Annotated in this window: 14 protein-coding genes; 4 read left to right on the forward strand and 10 right to left on the reverse strand. The window is 75.0% G+C overall.

What is annotated here, in order from left to right; genetic code table 11:
* The first annotated feature begins 118 nt into the window (after nt 1–118).
* Nucleotides 119–1,519: a sugar transferase gene (locus H0S66_RS02000; protein WP_179613892.1), complete on the forward strand. Its 1,401-nt coding sequence runs from the start codon at nt 119–121 to the stop codon at nt 1,517–1,519.
* Nucleotides 1,520–1,606: 87 nt separating this feature from the next.
* Here the strand turns inward: H0S66_RS02000 and H0S66_RS02005 are convergent, their stop codons facing one another.
* Nucleotides 1,607–2,257 carry a helix-turn-helix transcriptional regulator gene (locus H0S66_RS02005; protein WP_179613893.1) on the reverse strand — a complete coding sequence of 217 codons (651 nt, stop codon included), beginning with the start codon at nt 2,255–2,257 and terminating at the stop codon, nt 1,607–1,609.
* 135 nt (nt 2,258–2,392) lie between these two features.
* Complete coding sequence (locus H0S66_RS02010; RefSeq protein WP_258017064.1) at nt 2,393–3,772, reverse strand: DUF4910 domain-containing protein; 1,380 nt, start codon at nt 3,770–3,772, stop codon at nt 2,393–2,395.
* A 121-nt stretch (nt 3,773–3,893) separates the two neighbouring features.
* On the opposite strand from H0S66_RS02010, the gene rfbG reads away from it, so the two are divergent.
* The gene (rfbG, locus tag H0S66_RS02015) at nt 3,894–4,958 is read left to right on the forward strand and encodes a CDP-glucose 4,6-dehydratase (protein ID WP_179613894.1); all 1,065 of its coding nucleotides are present in this window, start codon (nt 3,894–3,896) and stop codon (nt 4,956–4,958) included.
* A gap of 22 nt (nt 4,959–4,980) precedes the next feature.
* Here rfbG and H0S66_RS02020 read toward each other — a convergent pair whose 3' ends face one another.
* Both H0S66_RS02020 and H0S66_RS02025 read right to left on the reverse strand, forming a co-directional pair.
* Nucleotides 4,981–6,318, reverse strand: a complete 1,338-nt coding sequence (locus tag H0S66_RS02020; protein WP_179613895.1) for a glutamate-1-semialdehyde 2,1-aminomutase — start codon at nt 6,316–6,318, stop codon at nt 4,981–4,983.
* On the reverse strand, nt 6,315–6,974 hold the full coding sequence (locus tag H0S66_RS02025) for a PIG-L deacetylase family protein (protein ID WP_179613896.1): 660 nt from the start codon (nt 6,972–6,974) through the stop codon (nt 6,315–6,317). Before H0S66_RS02025 ends, H0S66_RS02020 begins: the two co-directional genes overlap by 4 nt.
* 164 nt (nt 6,975–7,138) lie before the next feature.
* On the opposite strand from H0S66_RS02025, the gene H0S66_RS02030 reads away from it, so the two are divergent.
* Nucleotides 7,139–8,722, forward strand: a complete 1,584-nt coding sequence (locus tag H0S66_RS02030) for a right-handed parallel beta-helix repeat-containing protein (RefSeq protein ID WP_218876203.1) — start codon at nt 7,139–7,141, stop codon at nt 8,720–8,722.
* A gap of 114 nt (nt 8,723–8,836) precedes the next feature.
* On the opposite strand, the gene H0S66_RS02035 is transcribed toward H0S66_RS02030, so the two are convergent.
* Together H0S66_RS02035 and H0S66_RS02040 are read right to left on the reverse strand one after the other, a co-directional pair.
* Nucleotides 8,837–9,655 (reverse strand): sugar phosphate nucleotidyltransferase, encoded by an 819-nt coding sequence (locus H0S66_RS02035; protein WP_179613897.1) that lies wholly within the window; start codon nt 9,653–9,655, stop codon nt 8,837–8,839.
* Between the two features lie 15 nt (nt 9,656–9,670).
* Entirely contained in the window at nt 9,671–10,915 is a 1,245-nt protein-coding gene (locus tag H0S66_RS02040) for a class I SAM-dependent methyltransferase (protein ID WP_179613898.1), read from the reverse strand.
* A gap of 137 nt (nt 10,916–11,052) precedes the next feature.
* Between H0S66_RS02040 and rfbC the strand changes: the two genes are divergently transcribed.
* On the forward strand, nt 11,053–11,616 hold the full coding sequence (gene rfbC, locus H0S66_RS02045) for a dTDP-4-dehydrorhamnose 3,5-epimerase (RefSeq protein WP_258017065.1): 564 nt from the start codon (nt 11,053–11,055) through the stop codon (nt 11,614–11,616).
* Here rfbC and H0S66_RS02050 read toward each other — a convergent pair.
* From H0S66_RS02050 to H0S66_RS02065, 4 genes are read right to left on the reverse strand one after another with little or no spacing between them, the layout of a single operon-like run.
* Nucleotides 11,570–12,784, reverse strand: coding sequence for a glycosyltransferase family 4 protein (locus H0S66_RS02050; RefSeq protein WP_179613899.1), 1,215 nt, complete (start codon nt 12,782–12,784; stop codon nt 11,570–11,572). The genes rfbC and H0S66_RS02050 overlap by 47 nt on opposite strands.
* Nucleotides 12,774–14,105 (reverse strand): MATE family efflux transporter, encoded by a 1,332-nt coding sequence (locus H0S66_RS02055; protein ID WP_179613900.1) that lies wholly within the window; start codon nt 14,103–14,105, stop codon nt 12,774–12,776. Before H0S66_RS02055 ends, H0S66_RS02050 begins: the two co-directional genes overlap by 11 nt.
* The gene (locus H0S66_RS02060; RefSeq protein ID WP_179613901.1) at nt 14,102–15,277 is read right to left on the reverse strand and encodes a polysaccharide pyruvyl transferase family protein; all 1,176 of its coding nucleotides are present in this window, start codon (nt 15,275–15,277) and stop codon (nt 14,102–14,104) included. The genes H0S66_RS02055 and H0S66_RS02060 overlap by 4 nt, the downstream gene beginning before the upstream one ends.
* Nucleotides 15,274–16,233 carry a glycosyltransferase family 2 protein gene (locus tag H0S66_RS02065; protein ID WP_218876204.1) on the reverse strand — a complete coding sequence of 320 codons (960 nt, stop codon included), beginning with the start codon at nt 16,231–16,233 and terminating at the stop codon, nt 15,274–15,276. The genes H0S66_RS02060 and H0S66_RS02065 overlap by 4 nt, the downstream gene beginning before the upstream one ends.
* Between the last annotated feature and the right edge of the window lie 9 nt (nt 16,234–16,242).

Genomic DNA, 16,242 nt, shown 5'->3' on the forward strand with positions numbered 1-16,242 from the left:
GCTCCACCGGCACGACCCCCCTCACCGGGCGATACCGCATTCGCGGCATGCCAGCACCGTGAGCGGCTCCTAGATTGACAGCACGGGGCCGACAGACGGTGCGAGGTGAGGGGGGTCCATGAGCGCCTACGCCGACCAGGGCCCGCGCGTCGCCCACCGCAGCGTGGAGGGCCTCGCGCGGCCCGGCCAGCGCCGCACGCGGTGGTACTGGATGGCAGCCACCGACGGTCTCGCGGCCGTCGTGGTGGCCATCGTGCTGCTGCCGCCCGACCTGGTGCCCGGGCCCGCGCTCGCGGTCGCCTTCGGGCTCGCCTGGGTGGTGCTGCTGGGCCTGGCCCGCACCTACGACCCGGGCCCGGTGCCGCGTCGCTCCGACCTGCTGCGCATCGGGCTCTCGGGCCTGCACCTGGTCGCCCTCGGCGCCCTGCTCAGCGCGCTGACCGGCATCCTGGTGCCGGTCGAGGAGCTGGTCGCCGCGGCCGGCGCGGCCAGCGCGACGAGCGGCGGGATGCGCCTGCTCTCCTCCCTGCGCCGGCCCCCACGCACCCGGGTGGTGCTGGTGGGCCACCGCCGCCAGGTCCGCCGCCTGGCCGAGGAGCTGCGCGAGAGCACCGACGTCGAGGTGGTGGGGGTCTGTGTGGCGGGCCCCAAGGGCTGCGCGGGCATCGACCTGCCGACCGCCTCGGGCTTCGCGTCGGTGCCCGACCTGGTGCGCGAGCAGCGCGGCGAGTGCGTGGTCGCGCTCCCCTGCCGCCACCTCGACGCCGCCTCGCTGCGTCGCCTGGGCTGGCTGCTCGAGCGCGACCACGTCGACCTGCTCATCGGCCCCGGCCTGCACGACGTGGACTCCGGTCGCGCCGTGCTGCGCCGCACCGGCGGCCTCTCGCTGCTGCACGTGCGCCACGCCGACCTGACCGGCCCCAGGCGGGCCCTGAAGACCGCCTGGGAGCGTGGCGCCTGCGCCATGGCGCTGGTGGTCCTCACCCCCCTCATGCTGGCCCTCATGGCGCTCGTGCGCCTCGACTCCCCCGGCCCGGCGCTCTTCCGGCAGCAGCGTGTGGGCCGCGACGGCGAGGTCTTCTCGATCCTCAAGCTGCGCACCATGCACGTCGACGCCGAGGCACGCCTCGAGGACCTGCGCGAGCACAACGAGAGCGACGGCGCGCTGTTCAAGATGCGCCAGGACCCCCGGGTCACCCGGGCCGGGCGCTGGCTGCGCCGGCTCTCGCTCGACGAGCTGCCCCAGCTGGTCAACGTGGTGCGCGGCGACATGGCCCTGGTGGGCCCGCGGCCGCCGCTGCCCGGCGAGGTGACGGCGTACGACGAGGACGCGCTGCGGCGTCTGGCCGTGCGGCCCGGCATCACCGGGCTCTGGCAGGTCTCGGGCCGCTCGGACCTGCCCTGGGCGATGACGGTGCGGCTCGACTCGCGCTACGTCGACAACTGGAGCCTGCGCCTCGACGCCTGGATCCTGGCCCGCACCGTGCGGGCCGTGCTCGGCCACCACGGCGCCTACTGACCGCGAGCCGGCGCTACTTCCTCGCCGAGTCGGCGCCAGTTCCGGGAAGTGGCGCCGACTCGGCGAGGAACTGGCGCCGGGTCGCGGTCAGGGCCGGTCGGCGGGCGGGGCCCAGCGGTCGTACAGCGCGACCGCGGCGAGCTGGGAGCTCACGCCGAGCTTGCGCAGCACCGCCTTGACCTGGCTGCGCACGGTGCCCTCGCGCACGCCGGTCAGCTCGGCTACCTCGCGCACCGACAGCCCGTCGTGCAGCAGCGCCAGCACCGAGCGCTCGCGGGGGCTCAGGGAGCTCATCCGCTGCTGCTCCTGCTCCTGCTCCTCGCGGCGGCGGCGCCACTCCTCCTCCAGCTCCTCGCGCCCAGGCCAGGCCAGGGGGCGCCCGAGGGCGAGGTCGTCGAGGATCCGCACCAGCTCGTCGAGGCCGATCGAGCTCGGCACCACGGTGCTGGCGCCGGAGGCCACCAGGTCGGTCCACCGCGGGTCGGCGGGCTCCTCGACCAGCAGCAGCCACGGCAGGGCCAGGCGGGGCAGGCTGCGCACCGCCTCGCGCTGGGCCTCGGTGAGGAAGTCGCCCACGACCAGCGCGGCGCCCACCCGCCAACCGGCGAGCCGGTGGCGGGAGAAGGGTTCGATGCTCTCCACGCCGTCGGCGTCGGTGGCGGGCGGCGAGACCATCTCGAGCCCGCGGCTCTCCAGGGCGACGCGGATGGCGTCGCCGACCAGGTGCCTGCCGGACACGAACAGGACCCGCGAACCGGTGGCGGAGCGCGCCGCCGACGAGGCCGGTTCGCTGCTCTCAGGTCGGGCAGCAAGGTCCACGCAGCCCACCCCCTCCCCGCCGTCGAGCGGGTCCTCCCGACCCGTGGCGGCAGCCTAGGAAGGCCGCTGGGCCGCGCACGCGGCTCGCGCCGAAGATGACCAATACTGGTGAGCGTCCACCGGGGCCTGCTCGCGGGCGAGCAGCCCGGCCGACTCCAGGTCGCGTGCCGCGGAGTGCAGCACCGCCACCGGCACCCCTGCGAGCGCCGCCACCTCGACCAGCGAGGTGGCCCCGTCGGAGGCCGCCAGCAGCCAGAGCATCGCCATCACGGCGTCGGTGGCGTTCTTCCCCCCGGTGGTCGGGTAGAGGCCGCGGCGCCCCAGCTGCGGCTCGCCGTACGGGCTCAGGTTGCGGTAGGTGACGTCGGCCTGCAGGGCCTCGACCACCTCCAGGACCGCGTCGTACGACGCCGCCAGCTGGTCGTCGGTGACGAAGGCCAGGTCGTCGGCCGAGGTGTGGTACTCGGGGTACTCGCCGTGCGGGGTGCGCGAGATCCGTCCGACCGGCAGGTCGAAGCCCAGGGCGTTGAACTGGCGCTCGTCGTAGCCGTACGGCGAGTAGTCGCGCACCTGCCCGCCGTGGGCGCGCACGACGAGCTCGGCCGCGCGGTCGACGGGGCGGTCGGCGCGCCGGGTGCGCTTGTAGACCAGCGGGCCCGGACCGCCCAGGCCGGTGAGCACCAGCCCGTGCCGCACCTGCGGCAGGTGCTCGCCGTTGCGGGCCAGCCAGGTGATCGAGCCGATCGTCCCCGGCGCCAGCAGCAGGCGCACCCCCAGCCGGCGCGGACGCCCGGCCAGCTCGCGCACCAGCTCGGTGGCCACGCTGAGGCCCGACAGGTTGTCGTTGGCCAGCGAGGGGTGGCACAGGTGCGCGGTCAGCAGGATCTCGCCGGGCTCGTCGCCGGGCAGCACCACCTCGGCGTACGTCAGCGACCCGGGCCCGACCGTGGTGTCGACGACGACCTCCAAGGGCCCGAGGCGGGCCGCCTCCTCGAGGACGGCGAGGTCGCGGTGGGCCAGGCAGAAGCCCCAGGTGCGCTCGTAGTAGGTCGTGCGGTAGGGGATCCAGTCGGGCCGGTCGGGCATCGTGTGCAGGTGCGGGCGCAGCTCCTCGAAGCTCATCGAGGCGCGCACGGGCACGCTGTAGCCGACCAGGTGCAGGGTGTGGCGCGCCAGGTCGACCAGGCGCCGGCCGGTCGCGTCGGCGATCCAGGCGGCGCGGGCGTTCCACTCGTCGTTGACGACCCAGTCGTGCACCCGGGTGCCGGAGGGCACCTCGTGGCGCTGCATCGCGACCCCGGGGGGCAGGTCCTCCTCGAGCACGTCGAGGGTGGCCCGGACCCCGTCGCCGGTGATGCTGCGGCACAGGGGGTAGAGGCGCTGCATGCGCGCGCGGACCCGCTGCCTGCGGCCCGCTGCCTCGTCGTCGCCCACCGCGCCACCCTCCCCGGTCGCCGGCCGGGACGGGGCGCGAGCGGCCGGGGCTCCCCACAACTGGGTACGCCCGGCCCGCAGCGGCCCGGACGACCCCGTCGCCCCACTAGCCTCACCGGCCATGGACCCAGCCCACTGGAGGGACCGGGACGTGCTCGTCACCGGCCACACCGGCTTCAAGGGCGCCTGGCTCAGCCGCCTGCTGCACCGCCTGGGTGCGCGGGTGCACGGCTACGCTCTGGCCACGCCCGAGCACTTCCTGCACACCCGCGCGCGCTGCGCCGAGGACCTCGCCTCCGAGCACGTCGGCGACATCCGCGACACCGCCGCCCTGACCGCCGCCCTCGAGGCCTCCGGCGCCGGGACCGTGCTGCACCTGGCCGCCCAGTCGGTGGTGCGCGAGTCCTACCGCGACCCGCGCGAGACGTTCTCCAGCAACGTCGAGGGCACCCTGTCGGTCCTGGAGGCCGTGCTCGCGGTGCCCCGCGTGCGCAGCTGCGTCGTGGTCACCACCGACAAGGTCTACCGCAACAACGAGTGGCACTGGGGCTACCGCGAGGTCGAGCCTCTCGGCGGCGACGACCCCTACAGCGCCAGCAAGGCCTGCGCCGAGCTGCTGACCCACTCCATGGTCGCCTCCTTCCCCCGCGACGGGCTGGGCGTGGCCACCGCGCGCGCCGGCAACGTGGTGGGCGGGGGTGACGCCACCCCCGACGCCCTGGTGCCCGAGCTGGTCGCACGGTTCGCGGCCGGCGAGCCCGCCCGGCTGCGGCGACCGGACGCCGTACGGCCGTGGCAGCACGTGCTCGAGCCGCTCAGCGGCTACCTCACCGTCGCCGAGCACCTGCCCGGCCGCGCGCACGACCGCGGCTGGAACTTCGGACCGTCGTCGGCCGACACGCTCAGCGTCGCCGACGTCGCCGACCTGATGGCACGCCAGTGGGGCGGCGGGGCGAGCTGGAGCTCGACCGGCGACCCGGGCCCGCACGAGGCCGGCCTGCTCGCCCTCGACTCCACGCTGGCGCGCACCGAGCTGGGCTGGCGCCCGGTGCTGCGCGCCCAGGAGGCCGTCGCCCTCACCGTCGACTGGGAGCAGTCGGTGGCCCGCGGCGAGGCGCCCCGCGAGGCCCTGGACCGCCAGGTCGAGTGCTACCTCGAGCGGCACGCCGAGACCCAGCGGCGCTGAGCCCCGGCGCCGCTCCCGCCGCTCAGCCGAGCCGGCGCGGGGCCGCGAGCGGGCGCAGCGCCGGCGCCACCGGTCGGCCGTCGAGCAGGCCGTCGACGCCGCCCTGCTCCAGGGCCCGGGCGTAGACCGGCAGCGCGTGGCGCACCGCCCCGGCCGCGAGGTCGAGGTCGTCGTCGGTGTGCGCCGCCGAGACCACGAACGACTGGGCCAGCACGCCGTGGCGCAGCAGCTCCTGCAGGAACAGGGTGCGCATCGCCTGGCAGGGCCGCCCCTGGGCGTCGAGGGTGGCGAAGACCATCGAGGCGGGCCTGCCGTGCAGCACCAGGTGCTCACCCAGGCCCGCCTCGGCCACCTCCTGGCGCACCGCTGCTGCCAGGCGGCTGCCCCGCTCGACCATCTCGCCCACCACGTCGCGGCGGGCGTACTCGTCGTCCACGGCCAGGTACGCCGCCAGCCCGCCGGTCTCGGCGCCGTTCGTGGTCGAGACCAGGAAGACCCGCTCGGCCTCGGTGCTCAGGCCGCCGAGCTCCATCAGCTCACGGCGCCCGGCCAGGGCCGCGACCGGGAACCCGTTGCCCAGCGCCTTGCCCCAGCACGACAGGTCGGGGCGCACGCCGTACACGTGCTGCGCGCCGTGGCGCGACCAGCGCATGCCGCAGATGATCTCGTCGAAGACCAGCACGAACCCGTCGTCGTCGGCCAGGCGTCGTACGCCCTCGAGGAAGCCGGGGTCGGGCTCGGCGGCCGCGGAGCCCGGCTCCATCACCACGCAGGCGACCCGGCCCGGGTGCTCGTCGAGCAGCGCGCGCAGCGAGTCGAGGTCGTTGTAGTCGAAGCCGACGGTCTCCTCGCGGTGGGCCGGGAGCACGCCGTGGGGCATCGCGGTCGAGCCGATGAACCAGTCGGCGGTGGAGAAGAAGGGCTGGGTGCGGCAGACCGCCACCAGCGGGCGGCCGGTGGCCGCGCGGGCCAGGCGCACCGCCGCGGTGGTGACGTCGGAGCCGTTCTTTGCGAACTTCACCATGTCGGCGCCGGGCACCTGCTCGAGGAAGCGCTCCGCGGCCCGCAGCTCCCAGATCGAGGGCCGGGTGAAGCTGACCCCGTCGCGCACGGCCCGGCACACCGCGTCGACCACGGGGGCGAAGCCGTGGCCCAGGGTGACCGAGCGCAGGCCCATGCCGAACTCCACGAAGACGTTGCCGTCGAGGTCCTCGACCCGGGCGCCGGACCCGCGCGCGATCACCGGCGCCATCCGCTCGGGGTACTGGTCGCTGCCCCGGGCGTAGGTGTGCGCACCACCGGGCACCAGCTCGTGCAGGCGGGCCTGGGCGCGCAACGACCGGCTGAAGTCGCGGGTCACGAGGCGGCCTCCCGGGCGGGTGCCCCGAGACCGAGCAGCACCTTCGCGGCGTGGAAGCCCTCGGCGTACCGGGCCCGGCACTCCACGCCGCGCAGCCGCATCAGGCCCAGGAAGGTCTCCTCGTCCCACCAGTCGCGACCGTGCTGGCTGGGGAAGCAGCTGTCCAGCACCTCGAACTTGCGCCGGGCGGTCGCCTCGTCGAGGGGCACGTAGTGGGTGGGCGGTCGCAGGTCGGCGTCCCACTTGGGGATCTCGTAGTGCAGCACCAGCGCGTCGCGCCACACCGTGCTCACCAGCTGCCCCAGCAGCCGGTGGTCCTGGTGGGCGTCGTCGGCCCGCGGCGCCAGCACCACGTGCGGGCTCCGCTCGGCGGCGAGGTCCTCGAGCGCCTGCTTGACCTCGCCCCAGTGCTCGGGGAGCCGCCCGTCGGGCAGGCCCGCGCAGGCCGGCCGGGTGCCTGGGCACAGCTGCTCCAGCGCCTTCTCCGACTCGCGCACCCGGTCGGGCGTGCCGGTGAGCACGAGCGCGCCGACCGTGGTGCCCGGGCGCTGGGCGAGGCGCAGCAGCGTCCCCCCGCACCCGATCTCGATGTCGTCGGGGTGCGCACCGAGGCACACCACCTCCAGCGCTCCTGCCCCGATGTCCAGCTCCAGCACGTCGCTCCCCCTCCCCGTCGGCCCCCGCGTCGCGCACGCCGCCGTCCCCGCGATCCTGCGATCCCCGACGGCCCGACGGGACGGTCCGGGGCGTGGGTCCCCGATATGCGGTAGACCGACCGCGACCGCCCCGCGGCGCGGCGACGCCGACCTACCGTGGCCGGGTGCCCCCAGGTCTGCGAATCTCCCGCCCCGGTCTGCCGATGCTGGGCTGGGTCGGGCTCGTCCTCGTGCTGGTCGCCGCGCTGGCGGCGGTGCGCACCGCGCCCGCCGGCTCCAGCGCCGACGACGCAGGCCCGAGCGGGGGGCCCGGAGCGGCGCCGACCGCCCGCGCCGAGGCACCACGGGAGCCGCCGGCCCCCGTGTGCGGGTCGGACTCCCTCTACGGGCCCGCCGAGCCCCCGGACGGCGCCGTGGTCGTCGAGCCCGACGACGACCTGCCCCTGGTGGTCAGCGAGTCTCCGCCGGGCACCACGTTCTGGCTGGCCCCGGGGCGCCACCGCCTCGGCGAGACGGCGTACGACTCGGTGCGCCCGCACGACGGCGACACCTTCATCGGTGCACCCGGCGCGGTCCTCGACGGCGCGGGCACCAACCTCTACGCCTTCACCGGCGCCGCCGCCGACGTCCGCGTCGCGCACCTGACCGTCGAGGGGTTCGGCGGGCGGCTCGACAACCGCAACCAGGGCGTCGTCAACCACGACAGCGCCCCGGGCTGGGTCGTCGAGCACAGCACCCTGCGCCGCAACGGCGGGGCCGGGGTCTTCCTCGGCAGCGGCGCCGTGGTGCGCCACAACTGCCTGACCGAGAACGGTCAGTACGGCTTCAGCGCCTTCTCGCCCGGGGGCCCGCGCGACGTGGTCCTGCACCACAACGAGATCAGCCACAACAACACCGCCGACTGGGAGCGCCGCATCCCGACCTGCGGGTGTACCGGCGGCGGCAAGTTCTGGGCCACCACGCAGGCGGTGATCACCGACAACTGGGTGCACCACAACACCGGCCCCGGCCTGTGGGCCGACAACAACAACACCGGCTTCACCATCGAGGGCAACCTGGTCGAGCACAACGACGCCGAGGGCCTGGTCTACGAGACCAGCTACAACGCCGCGATCGTCGGCAACGCCTTCGTCGGCAACGGCACCGTCAAGGGGCCGCGCAACCCCGGCTTCCCGACACCCGCGATCTACGTCTCGGAGTCGGGCGCCGACCCGCGCGCGGGCCGGCTGCACGGCGAGGCCCTGGTGATCAGCGGCAACCGCTTCACCGACAACTGGGGCGGGGTGGCGGTCTGGGAGAACGCCGACCGGTACGCCGGCTCGCCGGCCAACCCGACCCAGGACGGCACCCTGGTCAACCCCGAGGTCGCGACCTTCGAGACCTGCGCCGACCCCGACCTGATCGGCGAGGACCCCTACTACGACGACTGCCGCTGGAAGTCCCAGCACGTCCACGTGCACGACAACCTCTTCGAGCTCGACCCCACGGCCCTGGGGCCCCAGTGCACGCCGGAGAAGATCTGCGGGGTCAACGGCGCCTTCTCCAACTTCGGCACCTATCCCCCGCACTCGCCCTTCCAGGGCACCGTCGTCGAGACCGCGGTGACCCTCGAGCAGGACAACCGCTGGTGGGACAACACCTACCGCGGCCCGTGGCTCTTCATGGCCATGGAGGCCGGCCGCTTCGTGACCTGGGCGCAGTGGCGCAGCGAGCCCTACCTCCAGGACGCCGGCAGCAGCACCGAGTAGCCGACCCGGCCCGAACATCGCGCTGACCCGGCGCAAACCTGCTGCCGGGTCGGAGCAGGTTTGCGCCGGGTCAGCGCGAGATGTGCGCCGGGTCAGCGCGAGATCTGCGCCGGGTCAGAGGGCGACGGGGGTGACCGGGTGCCCGGGCTGGACGGGGCGGTCGCGCCACAGCGCCCAGGGGCTGATCCCGTGGCGGTACTTGTCCTCCAGGGCGGTGCGCTCCTTGAGGGTGTCCATGGGCGCCCAGAAGCCGTCGTAGCGCACCGCGCGCACCTTGCCGTCGCGAGCAGCGCGCACGCACCCGTCCATGACGAGGTCGTCGCCCTCCTCGAGGTAGTCGAAGATGCCCTGGCTCAGCACGAAGTAGCCGCCGTTGATGCACAGCGACATGTCGGCGACCGGCACCAGGCCGGAGACCTGGCCGGCCGCGTCGACGTCGACGACGTGGAAGGAGTCCTGGGGCTTGACCGCGAGCATCTGGGCCACGGCGTCGCTGGCCTCGAACTGGGCGACCAGCTCGTCCATCGGGGCGTCGGTCAGCACGTCGCCGTAGTTGGCCAGGAAGGTGCCGTCGCCCTCCAGGTAGGGGCGCACGCGGCGCAGGCGCTCACCGATCGCGGTGTCCATGCCGGTGTCGATGAAGCTGATGGTCCAGTCGCTGATGTCGGTGCCGAGCATCTCGATGTAGGAGCCGCCCTTGGTGAGCACGAAGTCGTTGGAGGCGGTCTCCTGGTAGTTCAGGAAGTAGTCCTTCACCGCCTGGGCCCCGTGCCCCAGGCACAGCACGAACTCGGTGTGGCCGAAGTAGGCGTAGTAGCGCATCACGTGCCACAGCACCGGCCTGCTCCCGATGGGCATCATCGGCTTGGGCAGCGACTGGTTGTCGGCGCGCATGCGCATGCCGAGCCCGCCGCAGAAAAGGACCACCTTCATGTCGTACTCCTCTCGTCAGGCCGGTCCGGCCTGGAAGACCTCGAGGTGCGGCAGGGCCACGACCAGCTGGCCGCCCCACCCGCCCACGTAGCCGAGCTGGGCCGTGATCTCCTTGCGGAGGTTCCACGGCATGATCACCACGTAGTCGGGGCGGGCCTCGGCCAGCGCCTCGACCGGCAGCACCGGGATGTGGGTGCCCGGCAGGAACCTGCCGTGCTTGTGCGGGTTGCGGTCGACCGCGAAGGACAGCAGGTCGGCCCGGACGCCGCAGTGGTTGAGCAGGGTGTTGCCCTTGCCGGGAGCGCCGTACGCCGCCACGGTGCGCCCGCGCCGGCGGCAGTCGACGAGGAACTCCACGAAGTCGTCGCGCACCTCGGCGACCGAGGCCGCGAAGCCGGCGTGCCCCTCGAGCGTGTGCAGCCCGGCACGGGCCTCCTCGGCCAGCACCCGGGCCACCGCCTCGGACGGGTCCGGCGCGGTCCCGGTGCGCGCCGACCAGGTGCGCAGCGACCCGCCGTGGGTGGGCAGCTCCTCGACGTCGACGACGGTGAGCCCGGCCGCGGCGAGCACCCGCTGCGTCGTCAGCAGCGAGAGGTAGGAGTAGTGCTCGTGGTAGATCGTGTCGAACTCGCGGCCCTCGACCAGGCGCAGCAGGTGCGGGATCTCGATGCTCACCCGGCCGTCGTCGGCCACCAGCTCGCGCATGCCGCGGCTGAAGTCGACGATGTCGGGCACGTGGGCGAAGACGTTGTTGGCCACGACGAGGTCGGCGCGACCGTGCACGTCGGCGATCTTGCGACCGGTCTCCTCGCCCAGGAAGAGCACCTCGGTGGGCACGCCGCGCTCCTCGGCGGCCACGGCCACGTTGGCGGCCGGCTCGATGCCCAGCGAGCGGATGCCGCGCGCGATGCTGTGCTGCAGCAGGTAGCCGTCGTTGCTGGCGACCTCGACCACGAACGAGTCGCCGTCGAGCCCGAGCCGCTCCACGGCGGTCTCCACGAACCGCTCGCAGTGGCGCACCCAGGAGTCGGAGTACGACGAGAAGTAGGCGTAGTCGCTGAAGATGTCCTCGGCCGGGATGTAGGCCGGCAGCTGGACCAGCAGGCACTCGTCGCAGACCCGCACGTGCAGCGGGTGGAAGACCTCCGCCCGGTCCAGGTCCTCCTCGGCCAGGTAGCTCTCGCACGGCGGTGACATCCCGAGGTCCACGAAGGTGGTCCTCAGGTCCGCCCCGCAGAGCCGGCAGCTGCGTGGTCCCATGCTCGTCCTCCTCGTCGCTGGAGCCACCAGACTGCTGCCCCTCCGGGGGCTGGGCCGCGGCGAACGGACCGATTACCCCAATTTCGTGAGGCCGGGCCGGGGCCCGCGCGCGAGGCTCGGACCAGGAGGTGGTCGGCGTGCAGGTGACACGGTCCCGGATCGCGGGGGTGCTGGTGATGGAGTCCGAGCCGGTGCTCGACGAGCGCGGCTGGTTCGTGCGCACCTTCGACGCCGACGTGGCGCGCGAGCACGGCGTGCGCGCCGAGGACTTCGTGCAGGACAGCGTCTCGCGCTCGCACCGCGGCGTGGTGAGAGGGCTGCACGTGCGCACCGGTCGCGGCGAGGCCAAGCTGGTGCGCTGCTCGCGCGGTGCGCTGCTCGACGTGGTGGTCGACCTGCGCCCCGGCTCGCCGACGTACGGCGAGTGGGAGGGCTTCGAGCTCACCGAGGAGTCGCAGCGCTCGGTCTACATCCCGGCCGGCTGCGCCCACGGGTTCCAGTCGCTGCGCGAGCCGTCGGACACCTCCTACCGCATCGACCGCCCCCACGACCCGGCCGAGTCGCTGGCGATCGCGCACGACGACCCCGACCTGGCGGTCGCCTGGCCGCTGCCGGTCACCTGCCTGTCGGCGGGCGACCGGGCGGCCCGGCCGCTCAGCGAGGTCCGCCACCTGCTGGGGCCGGCGCTCCCCGCGCGCTGAGCGAGGCCAGGAAGCCCAGCAGCCGGGGGCACACCACGTCGGCGCCGAGCACGTCCGCGGCCCGCTGCGATCCCGCCCGACCCATCCGTCGGCGGGCGTCGTCGTCGTCGAGCAGCCCGAGCAGCAGGTCGGTGGCGGTGGCGACGTCGTCGAGCGGCCAGTGCCGCCCCTCCACGCCGTCGCGCACCACCTCGGGGATGCCGCCGACCGCGCCGGCGAGCACGGGCAGGCCGGCGCGCATCGCCTCGGCCAGCACGATGCCGAACGACTCGGTCAGCGCGGTGTGGCAGTAGACGCGGTGCCGACCCAGCCAGGCGGGCACGTCGCTGCGGTGCCCGACGAGCTGCACGTCGTCCTCGACGCCCAGGGCCACGGCGCGGCGCTCGAGCTCGCGCCGCTGCGGCCCGTCGCCGACCACGGTCAGGGTGCAGCGCCGGCCGCGCCGGCGGGCCTCGGCGACGACCTCGAGCAGGTAGCCCTGGTTCTTGCGCGGCTCCAGCGACCCGACGGTGACCAGGTCGCGCAGCGGCCCCGCTGACGGGGACGGCGCCGCGGCGGGCACGGCGTTGGGCACCACCACCGAGGGCACCGCGGCCGCCGCCGGCACCCGCGCCAGGCAGTCGCGCCGGGCCGCCTCGGAGACGAAGACGAGGCCGTCGAGCCGCGGCAGCACCCGGGCCTCCAGGTCGCGGATGGCGCGGAAGAGCCGTCCGCCGGGCCGGATCTCGCCCTTCCCGGCCCACTCGTCGGCCTCCGAGACGTTGAAGTGGGCCGCCATCACCACCGGCGACCGACCGCCCGACGAGGCACCCAGCCGGTCGCGCACCTCGAGCGCCGCGAGCGCCGAGCCCGGGCACTGGGCGTAGACCACCGGCGGGACCGCAGCAGCCTCGCGCGCCGCGGCCAGGGCGGGGCCCAGCGCCGCACGCAGGAAGGCGGTGTGCCAGTACCGGTACCACCACACGCCGGCGGCCCCCGAGACAGGCCGCAGCGCCAGGCGCACCGCGAAGACGGGTCGCACCAGCGGCGACCCGGCCTCGAACGGGCTCACCACACGCACCGGCGACCCCGCCGCCTCCAGGTGCTCGACCAGGGTGCGCACGTGGGTCTGCACCCCGCTGCCGCCCTCGCGACGCATCACCGTGGCGACCAGCACCTCAGGCGACACGGCCGTCCAGCTCCTCGGCCGGCACGAGCGCGGTGGCCGGCGGCAGCGGCAGCGCCGCGCGCGCGGCCCGGTCGAGCGCCGTCCACCACACCACGGCGCCCAGGCAGGACGCGGCGGCGGTGCCCCACACCATGCCCCCGGCGCCGGCGTACGCCGCGCCGGCGGTGCCCATGACGGCGTACATCGTGGTCACGAGCGCCTGCATGCGCAGCGTCAGGTCGGCCCGGCCCAGGGCGCGCAGCCCGGCCGACGGGCCGACGTGCAGGCAGCCCGCCGTGGCCCCGACCACCACGGCCGGCAGCAGCGCGTGCGCGTCCTGCCAGACCTCCCCGAGCAGCCGGTCGCCCAGCCCGTAGGGCAGCACCACGAAGACCAGGACACCCCACAGCAGCGCGACGGCGGCCAGTCCGCCGCTGAGGGCGCGGCACAGCCGCTCGAGCGCCGTACGACCCCGGGCGCGGGCGCGCACGGCCTCGGGCACCGCCACCTGGGAGATCCCCATCAGCAGGCTGGCCACCGGCCCGATCAGCATCTCCGCCCCGCGGATGGCGCCCAGCGCCCCGAGCCCGGCGACGGCGGCGACGACCAGGACGGTGACCTGCTGACCCACGCCCAGGGTCATGTTCTCGCCCAGGAAGCGGGAGCCGAGGTCGCGGTGCTCGCGCCACCACCAGACCACCCGCCGGGGGTCGGGCAGGGTCCGGGCCTGCCAAGCTGCGAACAGGGTGGAGAGACCGGCACCGGCGCCGAAGGCCACGACCGCCCAGGCGATGCCGTCGAGGCCCAGGGGCGCGCCCAGGGGCAGCAGCAGCACCAGCGAGACGGCCCACACCATGTCGGTCGCGCAGGCAGCGCCGCCGCGACCGGCGGCGAAGAAGGCGTAGCGGTAGCTGTCCTGGAGCGCCAGCAGCGGCAGGCAGGGCGCCAGCGCGGTGAATGCCGCCCCGCCCTCGCCGCTGACCCAGCGGGTCAGCACGGCGCCGCCGGCGAGGCAGACCGCACCGGCCACCACGCCCACGGCGGTCGCCATGGCCGTGGCGGCGGCGCTCGAGGAGCGCCAGGCCCGCGGCTCGGTCCCGGTGTAGCGCACCATCAGCGGGTCGGTGGCCAGGCCGCGCGCCGCCTGCAGCACGATCGCGTACGTCACCAGCACCAGGCCGAGCGCGCCGAGGCTCTGGGCTCCCAGCGTCGTGGCCACGAAGACCCCCAGGACGAAGTTCTTGGCGCTGGAGACCCCCTGGTCGGCCACCCCCCACCCCAGGCGCCCAGCCGTGCGCAGCAGCGCGGAGCGGCGTGCGGTCGGCCCCGCCAGCCCGGTCATGCCGGGACCTCCGGGGCGGCGCGCAGGACGCGACCGGCCACCGCGCCGAGGTGCTCCTCGAGCACCGGGCGGACCTCCTCGAGCCGGCGCACCAGCCCGGCCCGGACCGCCTGGCGCCGCGCGTGCACGTCCTCGACCTGGTCGACCAGGCGCCCCGCGTCGAGGCCGCGCAGGTCGTGGCAGAGCTCCCCGACCCCCATCATGGCCATCAGCGCGTGGTGCTTGGGGGCGTAGCACAGGGCCACGACCGGGGTCGCGCAGCGCAGCGCGCCGACGACGTTGTGGTAGCGGGTGGCCACCACGACCTCGACCGACGCGACCGCCTCGACCAGCTCGGCCGGGGTGGTCGGCAGCACCAGCGTGACCCGGTCCTCGCCGACGATGGCGGCCACCCGCCTGGCCACGGGCACGTCGTCGTCGTCACCGACCAGCAGGCTCACCGCGAAGCCGCGCTCGAGCAGCAGGGACACGACGCGACCCATCTCGACGACGTACGCCGCCGCCAGCTCGGCAGCGCGCCCGCGCTCGCCGTTGGTGCCCGACCACGCCATCACCCCGACGCCCACGCTGCGCGCCGGTGGCGCGGGCCGCTCGGGCACGGGCAGGGCCAGCACCACGTCGGGCACGACCGGGTCGTGGCTGCGCAGGCCCATGCGCTGCATCTCCTCGCGCGACTGCTCGTCGCGGAAGGAGCGGAAGCCCGCCATCCGCGCCGCCGCGACCAGGAGCCAGCGCTGGACGGGTTCGGGCACGGCGCCGGCCCCGACCCCGACGAGGGCGACCCGTGTGTGCCACAGCCGTCCGCTGAGCGCCATCACGAAGAGCGTCCAGGGCATCTGCCAGGCACGCTCGTGCAGCGTCGACTCGAGGGTGCCCATGCCGGGCACGATGACGACGTCCTGCCGGCGCACCCAGGCGCTGACGCGCACGGCGTCGACGACGACCCCCACGAGCACCCGCCACGCCGCCGGGCCGTGGCCGGCCGAGTGGTGCAGGGCGACGGCGGGCACGGCGTACCGCTCGGAGACCACCCGGGGCCCCGAGCACATCACCCCGACCCGGGCGTCGGGCCGCCGGCGGCGCACCAGGTCCAGCACCACCTCGAGACTCGCGTCGTTGCCCAGGTTGCCCGACCCGAGCCGGCCCAGGAGACCGATCCGGGGGCCGCTCACGGGTGCGCCGCCTGGCCGGCCACCACCCGGGCCGCCAGGTCGCGACGCTGCGGCGCGACGTCGTACTCCTCGGCGGGGACGCCCGGGTCGCCGCCCCCGAGCCGGCGCGCGGCGCGCGAGGCGCCCCACTGCGCCAGGGCGCGCAGGCAGGCGCGCTTCTCGGCGGCGTCCAGCGGCGAGCGCTGCACCGCGCCCACGTAGCCGGTGACCATCTCGCCGACCAGCCGCGCGGTGGGGTGGCGCAGCCGGTCCTCGCGCCGCGGGTCGAGGGAGGCGCACCACGAGCGCACCGTCGCCTCGTCGTGGGAGAGACGGCCGCTGTGGTGGCGTCGGAAGTACAGCCAGTCGGGCACCTGCACGAAGCGGCCGTGCAGCACCAGCTCGCTGACGAACACGTGGTCGGCGCGGTAGAAGCTGTCGTGCGGACGCACCCGCCGCAGCACGTCGGCACGCACCAGGCCGTAGAAGTCGTCCGAGCGCAGGGCGCCGGGCATGTGGTCGCCGTCGAGGAGCATGCTGCGGAAGCGGCGCGAGGCCTGCCGGGAGTTGGTGAGCAGCGGGTACTCGTGGGCCTGGACCACCGTGCCGGCCTCGTCGACCGCCGCCGTCCACGAGTGCGCCAGCAGCGCGTCGGGGTGCTCGTCGAGCAGCCGCACGCACTGCTCGACGAGGTCGGCGGCGTAGAGGTCGTCGGCCGAGGCCCACTTGAAGAGCTCGCCGCGCGCGCGGCGCAGCACGACGTCGTGGTTGGCCGCCGCGCCCACGTTGCGCGGCAGCCGCTCGACCCGCACCCGCGGGTCGCGGGCGGCGTACTCGTGCAGCAGCTCGTCGGTGCCGTCGTCCGAGGCGTTGCTGGAGACCACGACCTCGAGGTCCTCGTAGGTCTGCCCGAGCAGGGCGTCGAGGGACTGGGCCAGGTAGTCGGCGCCGTTGTAGACCGGCAGCCCGATGCTCACCCGTGGGGT

It is taken from the genome of Nocardioides marinisabuli (assembly GCF_013466785.1).
Taxonomy (GTDB): domain Bacteria; phylum Actinomycetota; class Actinomycetes; order Propionibacteriales; family Nocardioidaceae; genus Nocardioides; species Nocardioides marinisabuli.